We start from the raw sequence: 14872 nt of genomic DNA, 5'->3' as shown, positions 1-14872 counted from the left end.
TTTCGCAGCCTTCGGCAGCTCCTACAGGGAGCGCTTATATTTGTGTCTTCACCTGCAACGGCGGTAACTTCGCCAACCTCAGCGCCACCGCCAGTGCAATCAACAGCAGCACACCGATAAACAACCCGATGCCGTGCCACCCGCCGTAATGCCAGCACACGCCGCCCGCCGTTCCGGCGACGCTTGAGCCTGCGTAGTAACTGAACAGATAAAGTGACGACGCCTGGCCTTTGGCTTTGAGTGCTCGTCGGCCTATCCAGCTACTGGCCACTGAATGGGCACCGAAGAAGCCGAAGGTGAACATCAGCACGCCAATGACTACCAGCGCCAACGGCTCAAACATCGTCAGGGCCATGCCTGCCAACATCAACACGATGACCGCCCACAGCACTTGGCGTCGGCCGAGTTTGTCCGCCAGCGAGCCGATTTTTGCCGAGCTGTAGATGCCCGACAGATAGACCACCGAAAACAATCCCACCACTGCCTGACTCAAGTGATAGGGCTCGGCCAGCAGGCGATACCCAATGTAATTGAACAGGGTCACGAAGCTGCCCATCAGCAGGAACGCTTCGAGGAACAGCAATGGCAGGCCCGCATCGCGAAACTGCATGACGAACCCATCAATCAGGCTGCGCGGCTGCAGTGACCGTGCGCGGAAGTTGCGCGACTCCGGGAGGATTTTCCAGAACACTGCCGCCGCTATGAGTGCCATAACACCCACAACCATCAATGCTACGTGCCAGCTGACGTAGTCGATCAATACGCCAGTGATGACCCGGCCGCTCATGCCGCCAATCGCGTTGCCGCCAATGTACAAACCCATGGCCAGACCAATGTGGTTCGGATGAATCTCTTCGCTGAGGTAGGTCATCGCCACCGCCGCCAGCCCGCTCAGGGACAGGCCCACGAACGCTCGAGTGATCAGCACGCCTTCCCAGCTCGGCATCAATGCACTGGCGAGGGTGAAGAGCGCCGCGCAAAACAGCGCCAGTACCATCACCGGCTTGCGCCCGAGGCGGTCGGAGATCGGCCCGGTAATCAGCAAACCGATCGCCAGCATGCCGGTCGACACAGAAAGAATCAGGCTGCTCTGCGCCGCATTGATCGAGAACTCTCTGGAGAGCACCGGCATCATCGGCTGCACGCAATACAGCAGCGCAAACGTCGCGAAACCGCCCGCGAACAGCGCCAGCACCGTGCGCATGAACAACGGCGTGTCTTTCTCGATATAAACGTCGCCCAAGGGGATGGCTGCTTCAATCGTTGTCGACTGGGTTTGAGGAGCGCAAGGGCTGACGGCAGTGTTCACGGTGGACCTCAAAGAGCGTCTGGCGGGCAATGAGAAAAAAGAATATAGCTCGCTAATCATTCTTTCCAATATATTGTTCGACCTGTTTGATAGGTAAAACGACTTAATGGAAGGTCCATGGAATTACGTCATCTGCGCTACTTCATTGCTGTTGCCGAAGAGCTGCACTTTGGTCGCGCTGCGCAAGTTCTGGGCATTTCCCAGCCACCGCTGAGCCAGCAGATTCAGGCGCTGGAGCAGGAACTGGGCACACGTCTGTTTGATCGCACCAATCGCCGCGTGGAGTTAAGTGAGGCGGGGCGACTGTTCCTCGACGAAGCGCGCCTGGTGCTGGCGCAGGTCGACAAGGCCGCAGACGTCGCGCGCCGTGCGCAATTGGGAGAACTGGGGGAGTTGAAGATCGGCTTCACCACGTCGGCACCGTTCACATCGAGTATCCCCCAGGCGATCTTCGCGTTTCGGCAACGCTTCCCTGCCGTGCACCTGGCCTTGCAGGAAATGAACAGCATGGAAGTGGCCGCGCAACTGGAAGATCAATCCATTCAGGTCGGCATCATGCGGCCTCTGGCGTTGCCGGAATCACTGGTTGTGGTCGAACTGCTGCGCGAGCCGTTAGTGGCGATCATCAATGCCGGTCATCCGTTGGCGCAGGGCAGCGAGCAGGGCCTGCACTTGTCGGAACTGGCAAACGAGCCGTTCGTGTTCTTCCCGCGCACCTATGGCAGCGGCTTGTATGCGCAACTGATGGGACTGGCCAGAGCCGCTGGTTTCACGCCGTTGATCACCCAGGAAGCGGGTGAGGTCATGACCATCATCGGTCTGGTCGCCGCGGGCCTTGGCGTGACGGTGTTGCCCGCCTCTTATCGGCGCATGCGCATTGATGGCGTGGTCTATCGAACGTTGCTTGACCCGGAGGCCACCAGCGCCGTCTGGCTGGTGCAGCGCAAGGATCAGCAATCACCGATGGCCAGGGCTTTTGTCGAGCTGGTGACGCGCCGGACGGAGGACAAGTAGCCAATTAATCGAGGCCTTGAGGTCAAGTTCTGCTGGCCGAAGTCGAGACAATTTAAAGACCTTTCCAGTTTCGGTGATCTATGGCGCTTCGGCAGATACGTATTTCAACACGTGCATTTCTGAGTTTTGGCGTCATCAGCGTATTGATGCTTGGATTCGGTATCTTCTCCATGCACCAGATCACGCAGATGCGCGAGGCCGTTGTGCACACCGAGCAGGTGTCGCACGCCGGGACCCGATGGCTGGGCAGTATTCGTGATAACTCACTGGGCATTCGGGTTCTCACGTTCCGGCTGATGATCAACCGTGATCCCGCCGTCCTGGGTCCATCCACCCAACGCCTGGTGTTTCTACGCGGCGAATTGAGCAAGGCGCTGGACGGCTATACCCCGATCGTACCCGAAGTCGCTCGCACATCCTTTTCGAAGATGCAAAGCGTCGTGGCCCAATATCAGCAGGCGCTGGATAGCTATCAGAAGCTTTCCGAGCAGGGCGATATCCCGGGGATGACCGCGCTGCTCAACGGCACGATTCAGGATCTGTCCAACCAGACCGGTGATCTCTTCAACGAGCTGGTCAAGATCAACCTCGAACAAGGCAGCCTCTACACCCAGCAGGCCGAGCAACGCTATGACACCGCGATGCAGACCACCGTGGGGGTGCTGGTGCTGGTATTTGCGCTAACCGTCGGGCTGGCCTGGTTGCTGACGCGCAGCATTGTGCAACCACTCAATGGGGCCATCGGTGCCGCCCGGCGTATTGCCCGCGGAGACCTGACCGGGACTATCGAGGTCGATGGCAAGGACGAGGCCGCCGATCTGCAAAAGTCTCTGGGTGACATGCAGCAAGCCTTGATGGATACCCTGCGTCTGATCGGTAACTCCTCCGATCAACTGGCCACCGCCGCCGAAGAAATGACTGCGATCACCACCCAGACTTCAGGTGATCTGCACAACCAGAACGACGAAATCCAGCAGGCTGCCACAGCGGTCAACGAAATGACGGTCGCTGTTGAGGAAGTGGCTCGCAATGCGGTCTCCACAGCGGATGCTTCCAGCGCATCGACGACCACCGCACAAATGGGTCGCCAGCGCGTCGACGGGACTATTCAAGCCATCGAGCGTATGGGGCAGCGTGTAGAAGACGCTTCTTCTCAGGTCCGTGAGCTGGCCGAGCATTCCCAAGATATCGGCAAAATTCTGGATGTGATTCGGGGCGTGGCCGAGCAGACCAATCTGCTGGCGCTTAACGCCGCAATCGAGGCTGCGCGTGCGGGGGAAGCTGGACGAGGTTTCGCTGTCGTTGCCGATGAAGTCCGCGCATTGGCGGGTCGTACTCAGACTTCGACTCAGGAAATCGAGCAGATGGTCGCGGCTATTCGGGCCGGTACGGCGAAGGTCGTTGATACCATGCAGGCGACCAATGAGCAGGCGCTCACGACCCTGGACATGGCGAAACACGCCGGTGGTGCGCTGGACGAGATTGCCCAGGCGATCTCGCTGATCCACGAACGGAATCTGGTGATCGCCAGTGCCTCAGAGGAGCAGGCGCAGGTGGCGCGGGAAATCGACCGCAATCTGGTCAACATTCGCGACCTTTCTATCCAGACCTCGGAGGGCGCCGGGCAGATTGATTCGGCCAGCCAGTCTCTTTCGGGACTGTCCCACGATCTGAAAACCATGGTTGGGCGTTTTCAGTTGTAATCTGGTCGGGTACCGATCCCCGGTAGGAGCGAACTTGTTCGCGAGCCGCTTTACGCGGTGTATCAGGCAAACTGCCTCGCCAACAAGTTGGCTCCTACCAACATCAGCAGCCTGGTATCAATCCACCTTGCTCAAATCACCCTTCAACGCAACGCCAGCAATGATTGCTCCGGCGTGGCATTCATAGTTCACAGGGTCTTTGCGTTCGATGCTTTTGTAGTAGCTGGCAATGTTGGTCACCGCATTGGCATTAGCGTTTTTCGCTGCGCTGTACATCTGCAGGATGGCCGATTGCAGGACCCACTCACACGCTTCGGTATCGGTCTTGTTGAAGGCGTTGGTTTTCTTGTTGGTCACGGCGCCCGGGCTGATCACAGTGACTTTACCTTTGGGCTGCACGCCCGCCAGATAGAACTTTACGCTGCCATCGATTTTGCCAGCGGCGGTCATGTCATTGATGACTTTCTGAAACGGCAGAAACAGCGCCGTGTCGCGGGCCTGGCTGACAGCGGGCAGAACGGACAACGCGACCGCAGCGGCAGCAATCCAGTTTTTCATTGGCATAACAATCTCTCCTTGAGACACAGTAAAAGGGTCAGGACCAGCGGCGGAAAATCAACGACGTGTTGACCCCACCAAAAGCGAAGTTGTTGTTCATCACGTATTCGTGGCTCATCTGCCGGGGCTCGCCGCGCAGGTAGTCCAGGTCGCCGCACTGCGGATCGATCTCGTCCAGGTTCAGCGTATGGATGTAACGGTCGCGATTGAGCATCTCGATGCAGAACCACGACTCCAGCGCACCGCAGGCTCCCAGCGTGTGGCCGAGGAAGCTTTTCTGCGAACTGATCGGCATACGTGAGCCGAACAGGCTGCTGGTGGCGAGGGTTTCGGCAATGTCACCTTGTTCCGTCGCGGTACCGTGGCCGTTGACGTAGCCAATGGCTTCGGGCGGCAGGTTGGCGTCTTCCAGAGCCAGCTCCATGGCACGGCGCATGGTGGCCTGCTCCGGGCGGGTGCTGTGCGCGCCGTCGGCGTTGCTGCCAAAACCCACCAGCTCTGCGTGAATATGTGCGCCACGGGCCAGTGCGTGCTCCAGTTCTTCGAGCACCAGCATGCCGCCGCCTTCGCCGATCACCAGGCCGTCACGTCCAGAGTCATAAGGACGTGGGCTGGTGTGGGGTGCATCGTTTTTCAGGCTGGTGGCGTACAGCGCATCGAAGACCATGGCTTCGGTAGGGCACAATTCTTCCGCACCCCCGGCCAGCATCAGTGGCAGGCGTCCGAATTTGATCGCTTCATAGGCGTAACCGATGCCCTGGCTGCCGCTGGTGCAGGCGCTGGACGTCGGGATCAGGCGACCGGTGAGCCCGAAGAAAATGCTGATATTGGCCGCCGTGGTGTGAGGCATCATCCGCACGTAGGAGTTGGCGTTAAGCCCCACCGCCACCGAATTGAGCAGCATGTTGCCGAAGGCTTTCACATCTTCGGTGCTGCCCGTGGATGAGCCACACGCGGTGCCCATGCGTCCATCTCGAATGATCGGGTCGTTGAGCAGGCCCGCACCGATCAGGGCCTGTTCAGAGGCCCCCACCGCAAAGCGGGAGACACGGCCCATGCTGCGCAGTTGTTTACGGGTCCAGTGCGACGGTACGGTGAAATCATCGATAGGGCCTGCCAGCCGGGTATTCAGCTCGGTGAAGCGATCCCACTCGTCCATGCGCCGAATGCCGCTACGGTTGGCATTGAAGTTGGCTTCGATGCTTGCCCAGTCGCTGCCCAGTGAAGTAATCCCGGCCATGCCGGTAACAACGACGCGCTTCATCAGCACAGGCCCCCGTTGACGGCCAGTACCTGGCGGGTGATGTACGCCGCTTCCGCGGACATCAGGAAGTTCACCGCGCCAGCGACTTCTTCAGGGGTGCCCATGCGCTGCGCGGGGATCATCTTCATCAGTTCATCCACTGGGACATTTTCGTCGAGCATGGCGGTATCGATCAGGCCGGGTGCGACGCAGTTGACGGTGATCTTGCGCTTGCCCAGCTCGATTGCGAGCGCCTTGGCAGCTCCGATCACACCGGCTTTGGATGCGCTGTAATTGACCTGGCCGCGATTGCCGATCAGGCCCGAGACCGAGGTGATGCACACGATGCGACCGGCCGCACGGCGACGGATCATCGGCATCATTACCGGGTGCAGCACGTTGTAGAAGCCATCAAGGTTAGTTCTGAGCACTACGTCCCAATCGTCGTCGCTGAGCGCCGGGAAGGCGCCGTCGCGAGTCAGCCCGGCGTTGAGCACCACGCCGTAATAGGCACCATGGGTTTCCACGTCGGCTTCAAGAATGGCTTTGCAGGTCTCGCGGTCAGCCACGTCGAATTGCAGAATCCGCGCCTGACGGCCCAGGGCAATGATTTCGGCCTGGACGGCTTCAGCTTCTGTGCGCCCATTGCGGCAATGCAGGATCAGGTCGAAACCTGCTTGCGCGAGACGCAGGGCAATCGCGCGGCCAATGCCACGGCTGGAGCCGGTGACCAGTATCGAGTCAGTCATGTGCGGGCTCCTTCGTTCAGGTATTGGTCGGGGTTGGGCGGGCAGTACACGCTAAGGCGGGCAAACGCTTCAATGGCCGGGCCGGTCAGGCGACATTCGAAGACACCCATGCCGTTATCGTCCTGCAACGTACGCAGCGCGTGGATGTTCAGTTCACTGCCCGCGGGAAACTGCTCCACGTTGCATTCGTACTTGCGGCTGCCCAGCAGGAAGCCCAGCGCCACGGGCTGTCCCTGAGTCCTTGCCTGGCAACCGGCATAGGCCGCGACACTCTGGGCCATCAGCTCGATACCCACCCAGGCGGGCATGTTGCCGTTGGTGTCATTGAGCAGGCCGTTCGGGGGCACGGTCAGGCGAGTTTGAATCTGTTCTTCGTCGAACGACAGCACCTCATCGATGAGGATCATGTCGCCGGCATGAGGCAGCAGTTCGGCGAGCGGCCAGTCAATCATTGGGCGTCTCCGATAATCAGGCTGATATTGTTGCCACCGAAGGCAAACGAGTTGCTCATCAGGTAGCGCTTGGGTGTTTGCGCCAGGCGAGTTTGTGCGTCAGTCCATTGCAGGGGCGGCAGCAGCGGATCGGCTTCACCATCCCAGGCGTGGGGGGGCAGGGCGTTGTCGGTGTTTTCCGGGGCCAGGCTCAGCCAGCAGAAAGCAGCTTCCAGTGCACCCGCTGCGCCTAGCGTATGGCCGGTCATGGGCTTGGTGGAAGAACACGGTACGCCGTCAGGGAAAATAGCGTTCACGGCCAGGCTTTCCATGGCGTCATTAAGTGGAGTAGCCGTGCCGTGCAGGTTCAGGTAACCGATCTGCGTGGCTGCAAGTCCGGCATTGTCCAGCGCTTGCTGCATGGCTTGGCGGGCACCGCAGCCGCTAGGCTGCGGCGCAGAAATATGGTGCGCGTCGCACGTTGCGCCCGCGCCCAGCAGTGCAATCGAATGCTCGCCGCTGGCTTCACGGGTCATCAGAAACAGCACCGCAGCTTCGCCGATATTGATCCCGTCACGATTGCGCGAAAACGGGTTGCAGCGCTGTTGCGAAACCGCTTCCAGCGCCGAAAAACCGTTCAAGGTGAGTTTGCACAAGGTGTCGACCCCGCCGCACAACACCGCGTCGCACAGGCCCATGTCCAGAGCGCGTCGGGCACTGAGCAGTGCGCGAGCACTGGAGGTGCAGGCGGTAGAGATCACATAAGACGGGCCGCTCAGTTGCAGCCACTCCGAAATGAAGTTGGCTGCCGCGCCCAGCTCTTGCTGCTGGTAGTGATAGTCCGCGGGGAATTGCTGGCTGCTCAACCATGCGCCAATGCCACGCCCGGCTTCGTCGATGCCCGACGTGCTGGTGCCCAGGATCACCCCGATACGATGAGTGCCGTAACGCGTGATGGCCTCACGGATATCCGATTCGATCTGCAGGGCAGCCGCCAGCAACAGGCGATTGTTGCGGCTGTTGTGGGAAGCCAAAGCGGAGGGGATTTGTGGCAACTCTGTTTTGACTGCACCTACAGGCAAGATGCGCTCCGGCACCCAGCCGCCTTCTTCGACCATGCCTGATGTGTCAGCGGCGAACAGCCGACGCGCGACTTCTTCACGGCCACTGCCCAGGGAGCAAATCAGGCCCAGTGCGTTCAGGTAGGCGCTCACTGCACGGCCTCACTGTTCAGCGGGCTGATGCCGTAGTTGATTCTGCCGTCTTTGCCGGTGAGCACGACCAGCCTGAAGGTGTCTGCGCTGCTGTATTCCACGCCCCACCGTTCATCAACAATGCGTTGCGTGCCCCGGCGCTGCGCGGTGGGGTAGTTGCGCCGCAGCTCGCTGTCCGGTGTGAGCGCGAACAGCAGTGCAGCGAACAGCTCTCGGGCTTCGGCATTGGGCGGCAACAAACCGTCGGCTTTCCACTGGCCGCTGATCAACTGCTGACGTGCCAGCGGAATACCCAGTGGGTCCATCAGTGACCAGCGCAACCCGCTGGCTTCCTGCTGAATCACCAGCAGCCAGTCCTGGCGCTGATCAGCCTGTTGGCGCTGAATGTGCAATTGCATCGGCAACTGCAACTCGGGAACCGAAACAGGCAACGGGGCTTTACTGGCACACGCCGCCAGCAACAGGACGCAGGCGATGAACAATGCGCGAATCATGTTTGCTCACCCTCGCAAGGTTTACGCGCCACCACGTTGACCAGGGTTTCTTCGCGTTGGCCAAAAAGCGCGGGTTTGCGCAGTTTCAGAAGTTCCAGCAAACCGAAATCACTGGAGCGGCTCCACCAAAGATACGGGTAAGACACATTCTGTGCACCAAACTGAAAGCCCTGATCGCGGATCATTTGCAGATATTGCGCGGCACTCTTCTGCACATGCATAGGGTGGCGGAACAGCCAGCGGATGACCCAGGTGTCGATATAGGCTTCGGTGGATTCAGCGAACAGTAAATAGCCGCCGGGCTTGAGCACTCGATAGAACTCGGCGAGGGCCTGTTCCTGCTCGACCAGATGATGGAACGTCTGATGGCAGAACAGGATATCGACGCTGGCGTCGGCCAGTTTCAATGCGGCGCAGTCGCTGCCGATCAGCTCGACATCGATGCCTTGAAGCCGGGCTTCGGTGCGGCTCATGGTCAGGCTTTCCGGGTCGGCGTCCACACCCAGCAGGCGTGATGGCGCAAACACCTCGCACAGGCGCTTGAATGACTTGCCCTGACCGCAACCCGCATCGAGCAGTACCGGCTGGCTCGGCGGTTCGCCATCAAACAGGCTGCGCAGGTCGTTGATCGCCACTCGCAGCACGCGGTGTTGCCACGTGTGGCTGCGCAGGAACCATAAACCGAAACGGGTTTCTTCGACGTATTTGTCGCTCAGGAAAGGTCCGCTCATTGTGCTGTACTCGCGCAGATTTCAGACAGCATGCGCAGGCGGCGCTTGGGTTCAGAAACAAACGGGTTGCGCTGATCCCAGGCGTATCCGGCCAGAATCGCGCTGATCATGCGGCGGATATCCCGAGTGCTTTCCGGGTAGAAAATCACGTCCTGAAACGTGCCTTCGTACCAGCCCTCGACATAGGCGCGGAACGTGTCTACACCTCGCTTGAGCGGTATCGCGAACTCGGCCTGCCAGTCGACCGCTTCACCTTGCAACTGGCGATGCAGAACGCCCGCCGCCATGCTCGCCGAACGCATGGCAATGGTCACGCCGGAGGAGAACACCGGGTCGAGGAATTCAGCCGCATTGCCCAGTAGCGCAAAGCCCGGACCGTGCAGGGTTTTGACGTTGGCCGAGTAACCGCCGATGGTCCGCGCCGGAGTGTCCCACACGGCGTTTTTGAGCAGTTCTTTGAGGTGCGGAGTTTCACCCACGAACTCGCGCAAGCAGGCGTCGAGATCTTCGGGTTTGTCCTTGAAACGTTCGGACGCAGCGACGACACCCATGGAGCAGCGGCCGTTGCTGAACGGAATCGACCAGAACCACACGTCGCGCATTTCAGGGTGAATGCTGACGAGGATTTTTTCGCGGTCAAAGGATGCCGGGAAATGGTCTTCAACGTGGGTGAACACCGCCTGACGCACCGGGAAATTCGACGGTGCTTCCAGGTCCAGCAAACGCGGTAACACGCGGCCGTAACCGCTGGCATCGAGCACGAACTGCGCCTGCACTTGATACTCGCTGCCGTCTTCGCGACGTACGTTCAGGACTGGCTGCGGGCTGTTGAAATCGCCCGCGATGATCTCTTGCTGATAGCGGATTTCCACGCCCTGTAATTCAGCCTGATCGGCCAACAGTTTGTCGAACTCACCGCGTTGTACCTGGAAGGTCGATGGCTGGCCTTCGCTGAAGGTGTCGCCGAAGTCGAATGCGCTGTACTGATCGCGCCACGCAAAGGCAGCACCATTTTTCTTCTGAAAGCCTGCGGCCTTGACGGCGTCGAGCATGCCGGCCTCTTCGACGAAGTCCAGGCAGTGGGACAGCAGGCTTTCACCAATGGAGAAACGCGGGAATTGCTGGCGCTCAATGATCAGCACGTCATGCCCGTTACGCTTGAGCAGGGCAGCGGCGATCGCACCGGCGGGACCTGCTCCAATCACGACGACTGTCCGGCTTTCCCTATCAGTTACTGACATACGACTTCCTTACTGGATCGACAGCGTTTACGGGTGGCTGCACCGGTGCGCGGCCCATGCCCAGCAAAGCTGGCATCAGGGTCGCGAGCAGGCTCATCAGCATCAGCGCGAAGTACAGCGCCGGGTTGATCAGTTGTTGTTGCAGCAGCATATTGAGAAAGACGATTTCGCTCAGGCCGCGAATATTCAGCAGCACGCTTTCACGCCAGCGGCTGGCACCGTCGAAGGACGGTGTTGCCCAGCTCAGGCCAAGCCAGTTGCCGAGCATCTTGCTGATAATCGGCAACAGAATCAGCGCACTGAGCTGTACCCAACCGAGGCTGCCCATGGCGCTATGCACGTTGATCTGCACGATGCCGAAAGTCAGGATCAGCGGGATCGCGAGCCAGGTTTGCAGGTGCATGAACCATTCGCGCCTGATCGGCAGCACCCATGGCTGTTTGAGTCGGGCCATGCACAGCAGATAGCCGATGCCGAAAATCAGCGCGTTGAGCTTGTAGTGCTCGGCCACCATCAGCAGGGCAAAGAACGTGAGGCTGTAAACCAGCGGCTGGCGCAGTTGCAGAACACGTAGCAGCAAAGGCACGCACGCGCCGAGCAGCGGCAGTAGAAGGCTGTTGATGTTAAGGCTGCCTTGGGCAATGCCGAACAGGCTCCAGCACATTAGGTCGATAAGGATCGCAGTCTGCACCAAACGGCGGGTCGCCTCTGGCGGATAGCCGATGTGTCGCAGATACAGATAGAGCACAGGGATCGCGGTAATCGCGAACACCAGACCCAGCGCCAGCGAGCTGATCCAAGGTTGCGCGGGCAAAAACCAGATGGCGCAGCCCAGGCCCGCCAGGAATGGCACGGCAAAACTGGGCAGCGCAACTTTCAGGCTTTGGCGATCCATCTTCACGTCGATAACGTCGCTGAGAATATGTCCCAGAACGATGGCGAAACTCAGGCCGTACAGCGTCTTCAGCCAGACTGGCGCTACCAGTTGCGCGCCGCTCAACTGCCAGGCCGGTTCAATCCAGAACAGCATGATCAGTGGCAGGGCGAAGGTTGCCAGCAATAACTGACTGACGATGGGGATCAAGCCGAAACGGCGTCCCAGATGTGTCACCACCGCAAACATCAGCAAGGCCATCACCCAGAACAGTAAGGTCATCATGGATGAGCCTCGCTTTCAGGTGCTGGCGTGGCGCGTCGACTGGCCGCCCACGGCGCGAGCATGAAGCTGAACGCCAGACCGAGGCTCACCGACAGGCCAAAATTGCTGATGGCGGGCGTGCTGGAGACCGCCAGCAAACCAAACGACAACCAAGTGGTGACCGCGGCGAGCAAGGTACCCAACAAACTCACGGCGGCACCACCAATCTGTTCGCGCATCAGGATTGCGTAATCAACGCTGATTGCGGTGACCAGCAGCAAGCCGAACAGGCTGAACAGTGTCAGCGGCTGGCCGAGCCAACCCAGGCTGGCAAGGCTGCATAGCGCGGCCAGCAACGGCAGGGCGACAATGCGCAGCGCACCGCCAAAGCCGAATGGCGCAATCAGCAACAGCACGATCAACACGCAGGACGCCAACTTCAATTCAGCGGCGCTGATCTGGGTCGCCGCAAAGACAGTGTTGAGTTGCCCCAGACGATCCACCAGCCGCACGCCCGGCAAGTCCTGAGCCTGTAAGCGCAGCAGGGCGGCACTGTTCAATCCCTGAAGGCTGACCATACCGGCGACACCGTTTTTGCTCGCGCCCAGCCACAGCACACGCCAGGGTTCGCCGAGCGGTCCGGCCAGCGCCGCGTCGATATCGGTGATCGGTGACGCTTGCAGTTGAGTCAGTTCAGCTTGCAGGGCTTTGGCGGGAACACCGAGATCAATCAGTGTTTGCCAGTGCTCCGGCAGCGCGCTCAGGGCTTTGCGCGCGGCGTCCTGTTCGGAGGGCGACGCGACCAATTGATTCAACGCCAGATAGCCGTTCAACTCGTCCAGATTCACCAACTGATCGAGACGTTGCGTCAGTGCCGTCTGGCGCTCCAGCAATTCTTGCTGGTCTTTGCCTTCCACCAGAAAAAACTGGCTGGTGGGCTGGTAACCGGTGATTTTGGCAATCGCCTTGGCTTCTTCGGTCAGTTGCGGTGGAGCTGAGATCCACTGGCGGATGTCATTTCTGGTGGTCAGTTGCCAAAGACCGGCAGCGCAGAACAGCAGCAACAGCGCCAGCAGGATGGGCGTGCCGACCCGGCGCAGCAACGCTTCGCGCCAGCCCAGCAAACGTTCAGCCAGACGCAGCGGCCATTGAGCCGGTTTCAGCTCAGTGTTGTTAAGCAAGGCGGGCAGCAGGCAAACGGCGGTGAGATAAGCGCCGACTAGACCGGCAGCAGAGAACACTGCGATTTGCGTCAGCGCCGGGAAAGGTGTCCAGGCCAGCGCCAGATAGCCGATGCAGCTGGTTGCGAGGCTGAGGCTCAGGCCCGGCAAGGTCAGGCGTAAGGCAGGCCAGCTGCGCCAGGGTTTCAGGCTCCAGCTTTTGGACAGGTAATGCAGTGGGTAATCCACTGCCACGCCGATCAGGCTGGAACCCAGTACCAGGGTCATCACATGCATATGGCCGAAGAATGCGACGCAGGCGACGGCGCCAAACAGCATTCCCACCAGCACTGGCACGAACGCCAGCAACACGCGCCAGCGGCGGAAAGCCAGCAACAGCAACAACAGGATGCCCGCTGTCGCACCGCCGCCCACCCAGGTGATTTCCCGACTGGCCTGACGTTGGCCGTCGGCCGCGTACAGCAGGCCGCTGGCGGCCAGTAATTGACCGTTGGCCTGCGCGGCCTGTTGGCGGGCTGCGCTGAGCAAGTCGGCGACGCGCAGCGGCAAGTGCATGTCGAACGCATTGCCGTTGGTGCGGGCTCGCAGCAGTACCCAGCTTTTGCCGTCAGCATTGGCGATCAACGCACCACTGCCGATGTCCGGTTGCACCGAGCCATGCTGCGGCATGCCGTTCTGGATGCGGCCGGTCAGACCCAGCCAGTCATCCTGGCTTGGCACGAGACTGAAGCCGCTGAACGGGTCGAACAGGCTCTGCACGCGTTGTTGAATGAAGGCCTGCGGGTTGTCGATCAGTTGCGTCCGGTCCGCCTTTGGCAGCATCGCCAGTCGACCTTGCAGCAACTGGGTACGCAGCGCAGGCAGATCGGCCTGCAGGCTCCATTGGACCTTGTCGAACAAACCGCTGGCCTGCCACTGCTCGCCCAATTGCTTCGCCAGTGCGATGGCTTGTTGTTGGTCAGCGTGGCCCACCAGCACCAGCATTTCGCGGTTCAACGGTTCTTGCATGCGCTGTTCGGCGCGCAATTCCAGAGGATCAGGGCTACTGCCGGGGACCAACTCCATCAGGTTGGCGGACAGCGGCGCACCGTCGCGCCATTGCCAACCCGCGAGGGCCAGCACCGCCAACAGGGTGATCAGGAACAGGCGCGGCAACAGGCGTTCAATTCGCAAAATCAGCACGCTCCGCATCGCTCAAGGCAGGCACACTCTGGCTATCGACCATCTTCAGCAACGTGCTGTCGCCCTGGGTTTCCAGCAGTTCGATGCGTTGTACCAGTTCGCCGCCATCGATATTGATCTGCTTGAACACCTGTTGCAGCAACAGCGAGCGCGGGGTCAGCGTCAGCTGCCAGGATTTGGCATCGCCTTTGAGCTGCAATTCGAAGTCGCGCTCCAGGCCACTGCTGTCGCCCTGCAAAACGGCCAGGAACAGCCGGTTCTGTTCTGCCCCGGCACTCTTGTTCGGCAGTAATTGCCAGCCATTGGCGGCGTCACGACGGGCTATACCGGCCGGGCTGATGCGGTAGTCCTGTTTGAGCGGCGTGTTCAACAGCCACAACAGGCCGAATTCCTTGGCCAGTACAAAACGGCCTTTGCTGATCAATGGAGTTGGCAAGGCACGCAGGTGTTTTTCCTGGATGAAATTGCCGCGTACTACGACCGGTTTTGCCAGTTGATCGCTGAGTTGCTGCAGGTCAAAGGCCTGGGCCAGTGGTGACAGGCACAGCAGCGCCATAAGGCAAAACACACGACCTATGGTTGAAATGAGGTTCATGTGGGAGCGGTGCTTGCCCGCGATAAGTGCACCGCAGATATCAGGTCTACCGCGTCCAGCCTTATCGCGGGCAAGCACCGCTCCCACAG

General features: G+C 60.0%; 14 protein-coding genes and 1 pseudogene. 3 read left to right on the top strand and 12 right to left on the bottom strand.

Annotation, left to right across the window (positions count from 1 at the left end; translation table 11 throughout):
- Positions 1–34: 34 nt before the first annotated feature.
- Positions 35–1204 carry an MFS transporter gene (locus CKW31_RS00930; protein WP_371856670.1) on the bottom strand — a complete coding sequence of 390 codons (1170 nt, stop codon included), beginning with the start codon at positions 1202–1204 and terminating at the stop codon, positions 35–37.
- A gap of 222 nt (positions 1205–1426) precedes the next feature.
- Between CKW31_RS00930 and CKW31_RS00925 the strand changes: the two genes are divergently transcribed.
- From CKW31_RS00925 to CKW31_RS30225, 3 genes and pseudogenes are all read left to right on the top strand, one after another.
- Positions 1427–2323, top strand: coding sequence for a LysR family transcriptional regulator (locus CKW31_RS00925; protein WP_095092479.1), 897 nt, complete (start codon positions 1427–1429; stop codon positions 2321–2323).
- A gap of 80 nt (positions 2324–2403) precedes the next feature.
- Positions 2404–3165: pseudogene (locus tag CKW31_RS30230) on the top strand (MCP four helix bundle domain-containing protein); the annotation flags it as partial.
- The gene (locus CKW31_RS30225; RefSeq protein ID WP_371856669.1) at positions 3163–4026 is read left to right on the top strand and encodes a methyl-accepting chemotaxis protein; all 864 of its coding nucleotides are present in this window, start codon (positions 3163–3165) and stop codon (positions 4024–4026) included. The pseudogene CKW31_RS30230 and the gene CKW31_RS30225, both read left to right, overlap by 3 nt.
- 117 nt (positions 4027–4143) lie before the next feature.
- Here CKW31_RS30225 and CKW31_RS00915 read toward each other — a convergent pair whose 3' ends face one another.
- Genes CKW31_RS00915 through CKW31_RS00865 form a run of 11 tightly spaced genes read right to left on the bottom strand, consistent with a single transcriptional unit; the run spans position 4144 to position 14783 of the window.
- Positions 4144–4590 carry an excinuclease gene (locus CKW31_RS00915; RefSeq protein ID WP_095092477.1) on the bottom strand — a complete coding sequence of 149 codons (447 nt, stop codon included), beginning with the start codon at positions 4588–4590 and terminating at the stop codon, positions 4144–4146.
- A 31-nt stretch (positions 4591–4621) separates the two neighbouring features.
- Positions 4622–5848, bottom strand: coding sequence for a beta-ketoacyl-ACP synthase (locus CKW31_RS00910; RefSeq protein ID WP_095092476.1), 1227 nt, complete (start codon positions 5846–5848; stop codon positions 4622–4624).
- A complete protein-coding gene (gene fabG, locus CKW31_RS00905; RefSeq protein WP_095092475.1) occupies positions 5848–6576 on the bottom strand; it encodes a 3-oxoacyl-ACP reductase FabG in 729 nt (242 codons plus the stop codon). Before fabG ends, CKW31_RS00910 begins: the two co-directional genes overlap by 1 nt.
- Positions 6573–7028 carry a hotdog family protein gene (locus CKW31_RS00900; RefSeq protein ID WP_095092474.1) on the bottom strand — a complete coding sequence of 152 codons (456 nt, stop codon included), beginning with the start codon at positions 7026–7028 and terminating at the stop codon, positions 6573–6575. The genes fabG and CKW31_RS00900 overlap by 4 nt, the downstream gene beginning before the upstream one ends.
- The gene (locus tag CKW31_RS00895) at positions 7025–8221 is read right to left on the bottom strand and encodes a beta-ketoacyl-[acyl-carrier-protein] synthase family protein (protein ID WP_095092473.1); all 1197 of its coding nucleotides are present in this window, start codon (positions 8219–8221) and stop codon (positions 7025–7027) included. The genes CKW31_RS00900 and CKW31_RS00895 overlap by 4 nt, the downstream gene beginning before the upstream one ends.
- On the bottom strand, positions 8218–8715 hold the full coding sequence (locus tag CKW31_RS00890; RefSeq protein ID WP_095092472.1) for a DUF3261 domain-containing protein: 498 nt from the start codon (positions 8713–8715) through the stop codon (positions 8218–8220). The genes CKW31_RS00895 and CKW31_RS00890 overlap by 4 nt, the downstream gene beginning before the upstream one ends.
- Positions 8712–9446, bottom strand: coding sequence for a class I SAM-dependent methyltransferase (locus tag CKW31_RS00885; RefSeq protein WP_095092471.1), 735 nt, complete (start codon positions 9444–9446; stop codon positions 8712–8714). The genes CKW31_RS00890 and CKW31_RS00885 overlap by 4 nt, the downstream gene beginning before the upstream one ends.
- Positions 9443–10687, bottom strand: a complete 1245-nt coding sequence (locus CKW31_RS00880) for an NAD(P)/FAD-dependent oxidoreductase (protein ID WP_095092470.1) — start codon at positions 10685–10687, stop codon at positions 9443–9445. The genes CKW31_RS00885 and CKW31_RS00880 overlap by 4 nt, the downstream gene beginning before the upstream one ends.
- Positions 10674–11846 carry a sodium:proton antiporter gene (locus CKW31_RS00875; protein ID WP_095092469.1) on the bottom strand — a complete coding sequence of 391 codons (1173 nt, stop codon included), beginning with the start codon at positions 11844–11846 and terminating at the stop codon, positions 10674–10676. The genes CKW31_RS00880 and CKW31_RS00875 overlap by 14 nt, the downstream gene beginning before the upstream one ends.
- Positions 11843–14185 (bottom strand): MMPL family transporter, encoded by a 2343-nt coding sequence (locus tag CKW31_RS00870; RefSeq protein ID WP_371856668.1) that lies wholly within the window; start codon positions 14183–14185, stop codon positions 11843–11845. The genes CKW31_RS00875 and CKW31_RS00870 overlap by 4 nt, the downstream gene beginning before the upstream one ends.
- Entirely contained in the window at positions 14169–14783 is a 615-nt protein-coding gene (locus CKW31_RS00865) for an outer membrane lipoprotein carrier protein LolA (RefSeq protein ID WP_095092467.1), read from the bottom strand. Before CKW31_RS00865 ends, CKW31_RS00870 begins: the two co-directional genes overlap by 17 nt.
- Positions 14784–14872 lie beyond the last annotated feature (89 nt).

The organism is Pseudomonas sp. Irchel 3A5 (genome assembly GCF_900187575.1).
Classification (GTDB): domain Bacteria; phylum Pseudomonadota; class Gammaproteobacteria; order Pseudomonadales; family Pseudomonadaceae; genus Aquipseudomonas; species Aquipseudomonas folii.
The sequence above is the reverse complement of the archived record's forward strand: the minus strand, read 5'-3'. Positions and strand labels throughout refer to the sequence as shown.

Bases quoted from the DNA above. Each gene is read 5' to 3' on its own strand.
- CKW31_RS00915 (WP_095092477.1), bottom strand. From the start codon at position 4,590: ATGCCAATGAAAAACTGGATTGCTGCCGCTGCGGTCGCGTTGTCCGTT.
- CKW31_RS00910 (WP_095092476.1), bottom strand. From the start codon at position 5,848: ATGAAGCGCGTCGTTGTTACCGGCATGGCCGGGATTACTTCACTGGGC.
- CKW31_RS00890 (WP_095092472.1), bottom strand. From the start codon at position 8,715: ATGATTCGCGCATTGTTCATCGCCTGCGTCCTGTTGCTGGCGGCGTGT.
- fabG (WP_095092475.1), bottom strand. From the start codon at position 6,576: ATGACTGACTCGATACTGGTCACCGGCTCCAGCCGTGGCATTGGCCGC.
- CKW31_RS00925 (WP_095092479.1), top strand. From the start codon at position 1,427: ATGGAATTACGTCATCTGCGCTACTTCATTGCTGTTGCCGAAGAGCTG.
- CKW31_RS00865 (WP_095092467.1), bottom strand. From the start codon at position 14,783: ATGAACCTCATTTCAACCATAGGTCGTGTGTTTTGCCTTATGGCGCTG.
- CKW31_RS30225 (WP_371856669.1), top strand. From the start codon at position 3,163: ATGCAGCAAGCCTTGATGGATACCCTGCGTCTGATCGGTAACTCCTCC.
- CKW31_RS00875 (WP_095092469.1), bottom strand. From the start codon at position 11,846: ATGATGACCTTACTGTTCTGGGTGATGGCCTTGCTGATGTTTGCGGTG.
- CKW31_RS00930 (WP_371856670.1), bottom strand. From the start codon at position 1,204: ATGCGCACGGTGCTGGCGCTGTTCGCGGGCGGTTTCGCGACGTTTGCG.
- CKW31_RS00880 (WP_095092470.1), bottom strand. From the start codon at position 10,687: ATGTCAGTAACTGATAGGGAAAGCCGGACAGTCGTCGTGATTGGAGCA.
- CKW31_RS00900 (WP_095092474.1), bottom strand. From the start codon at position 7,028: ATGATTGACTGGCCGCTCGCCGAACTGCTGCCTCATGCCGGCGACATG.
- CKW31_RS00885 (WP_095092471.1), bottom strand. From the start codon at position 9,446: ATGAGCGGACCTTTCCTGAGCGACAAATACGTCGAAGAAACCCGTTTC.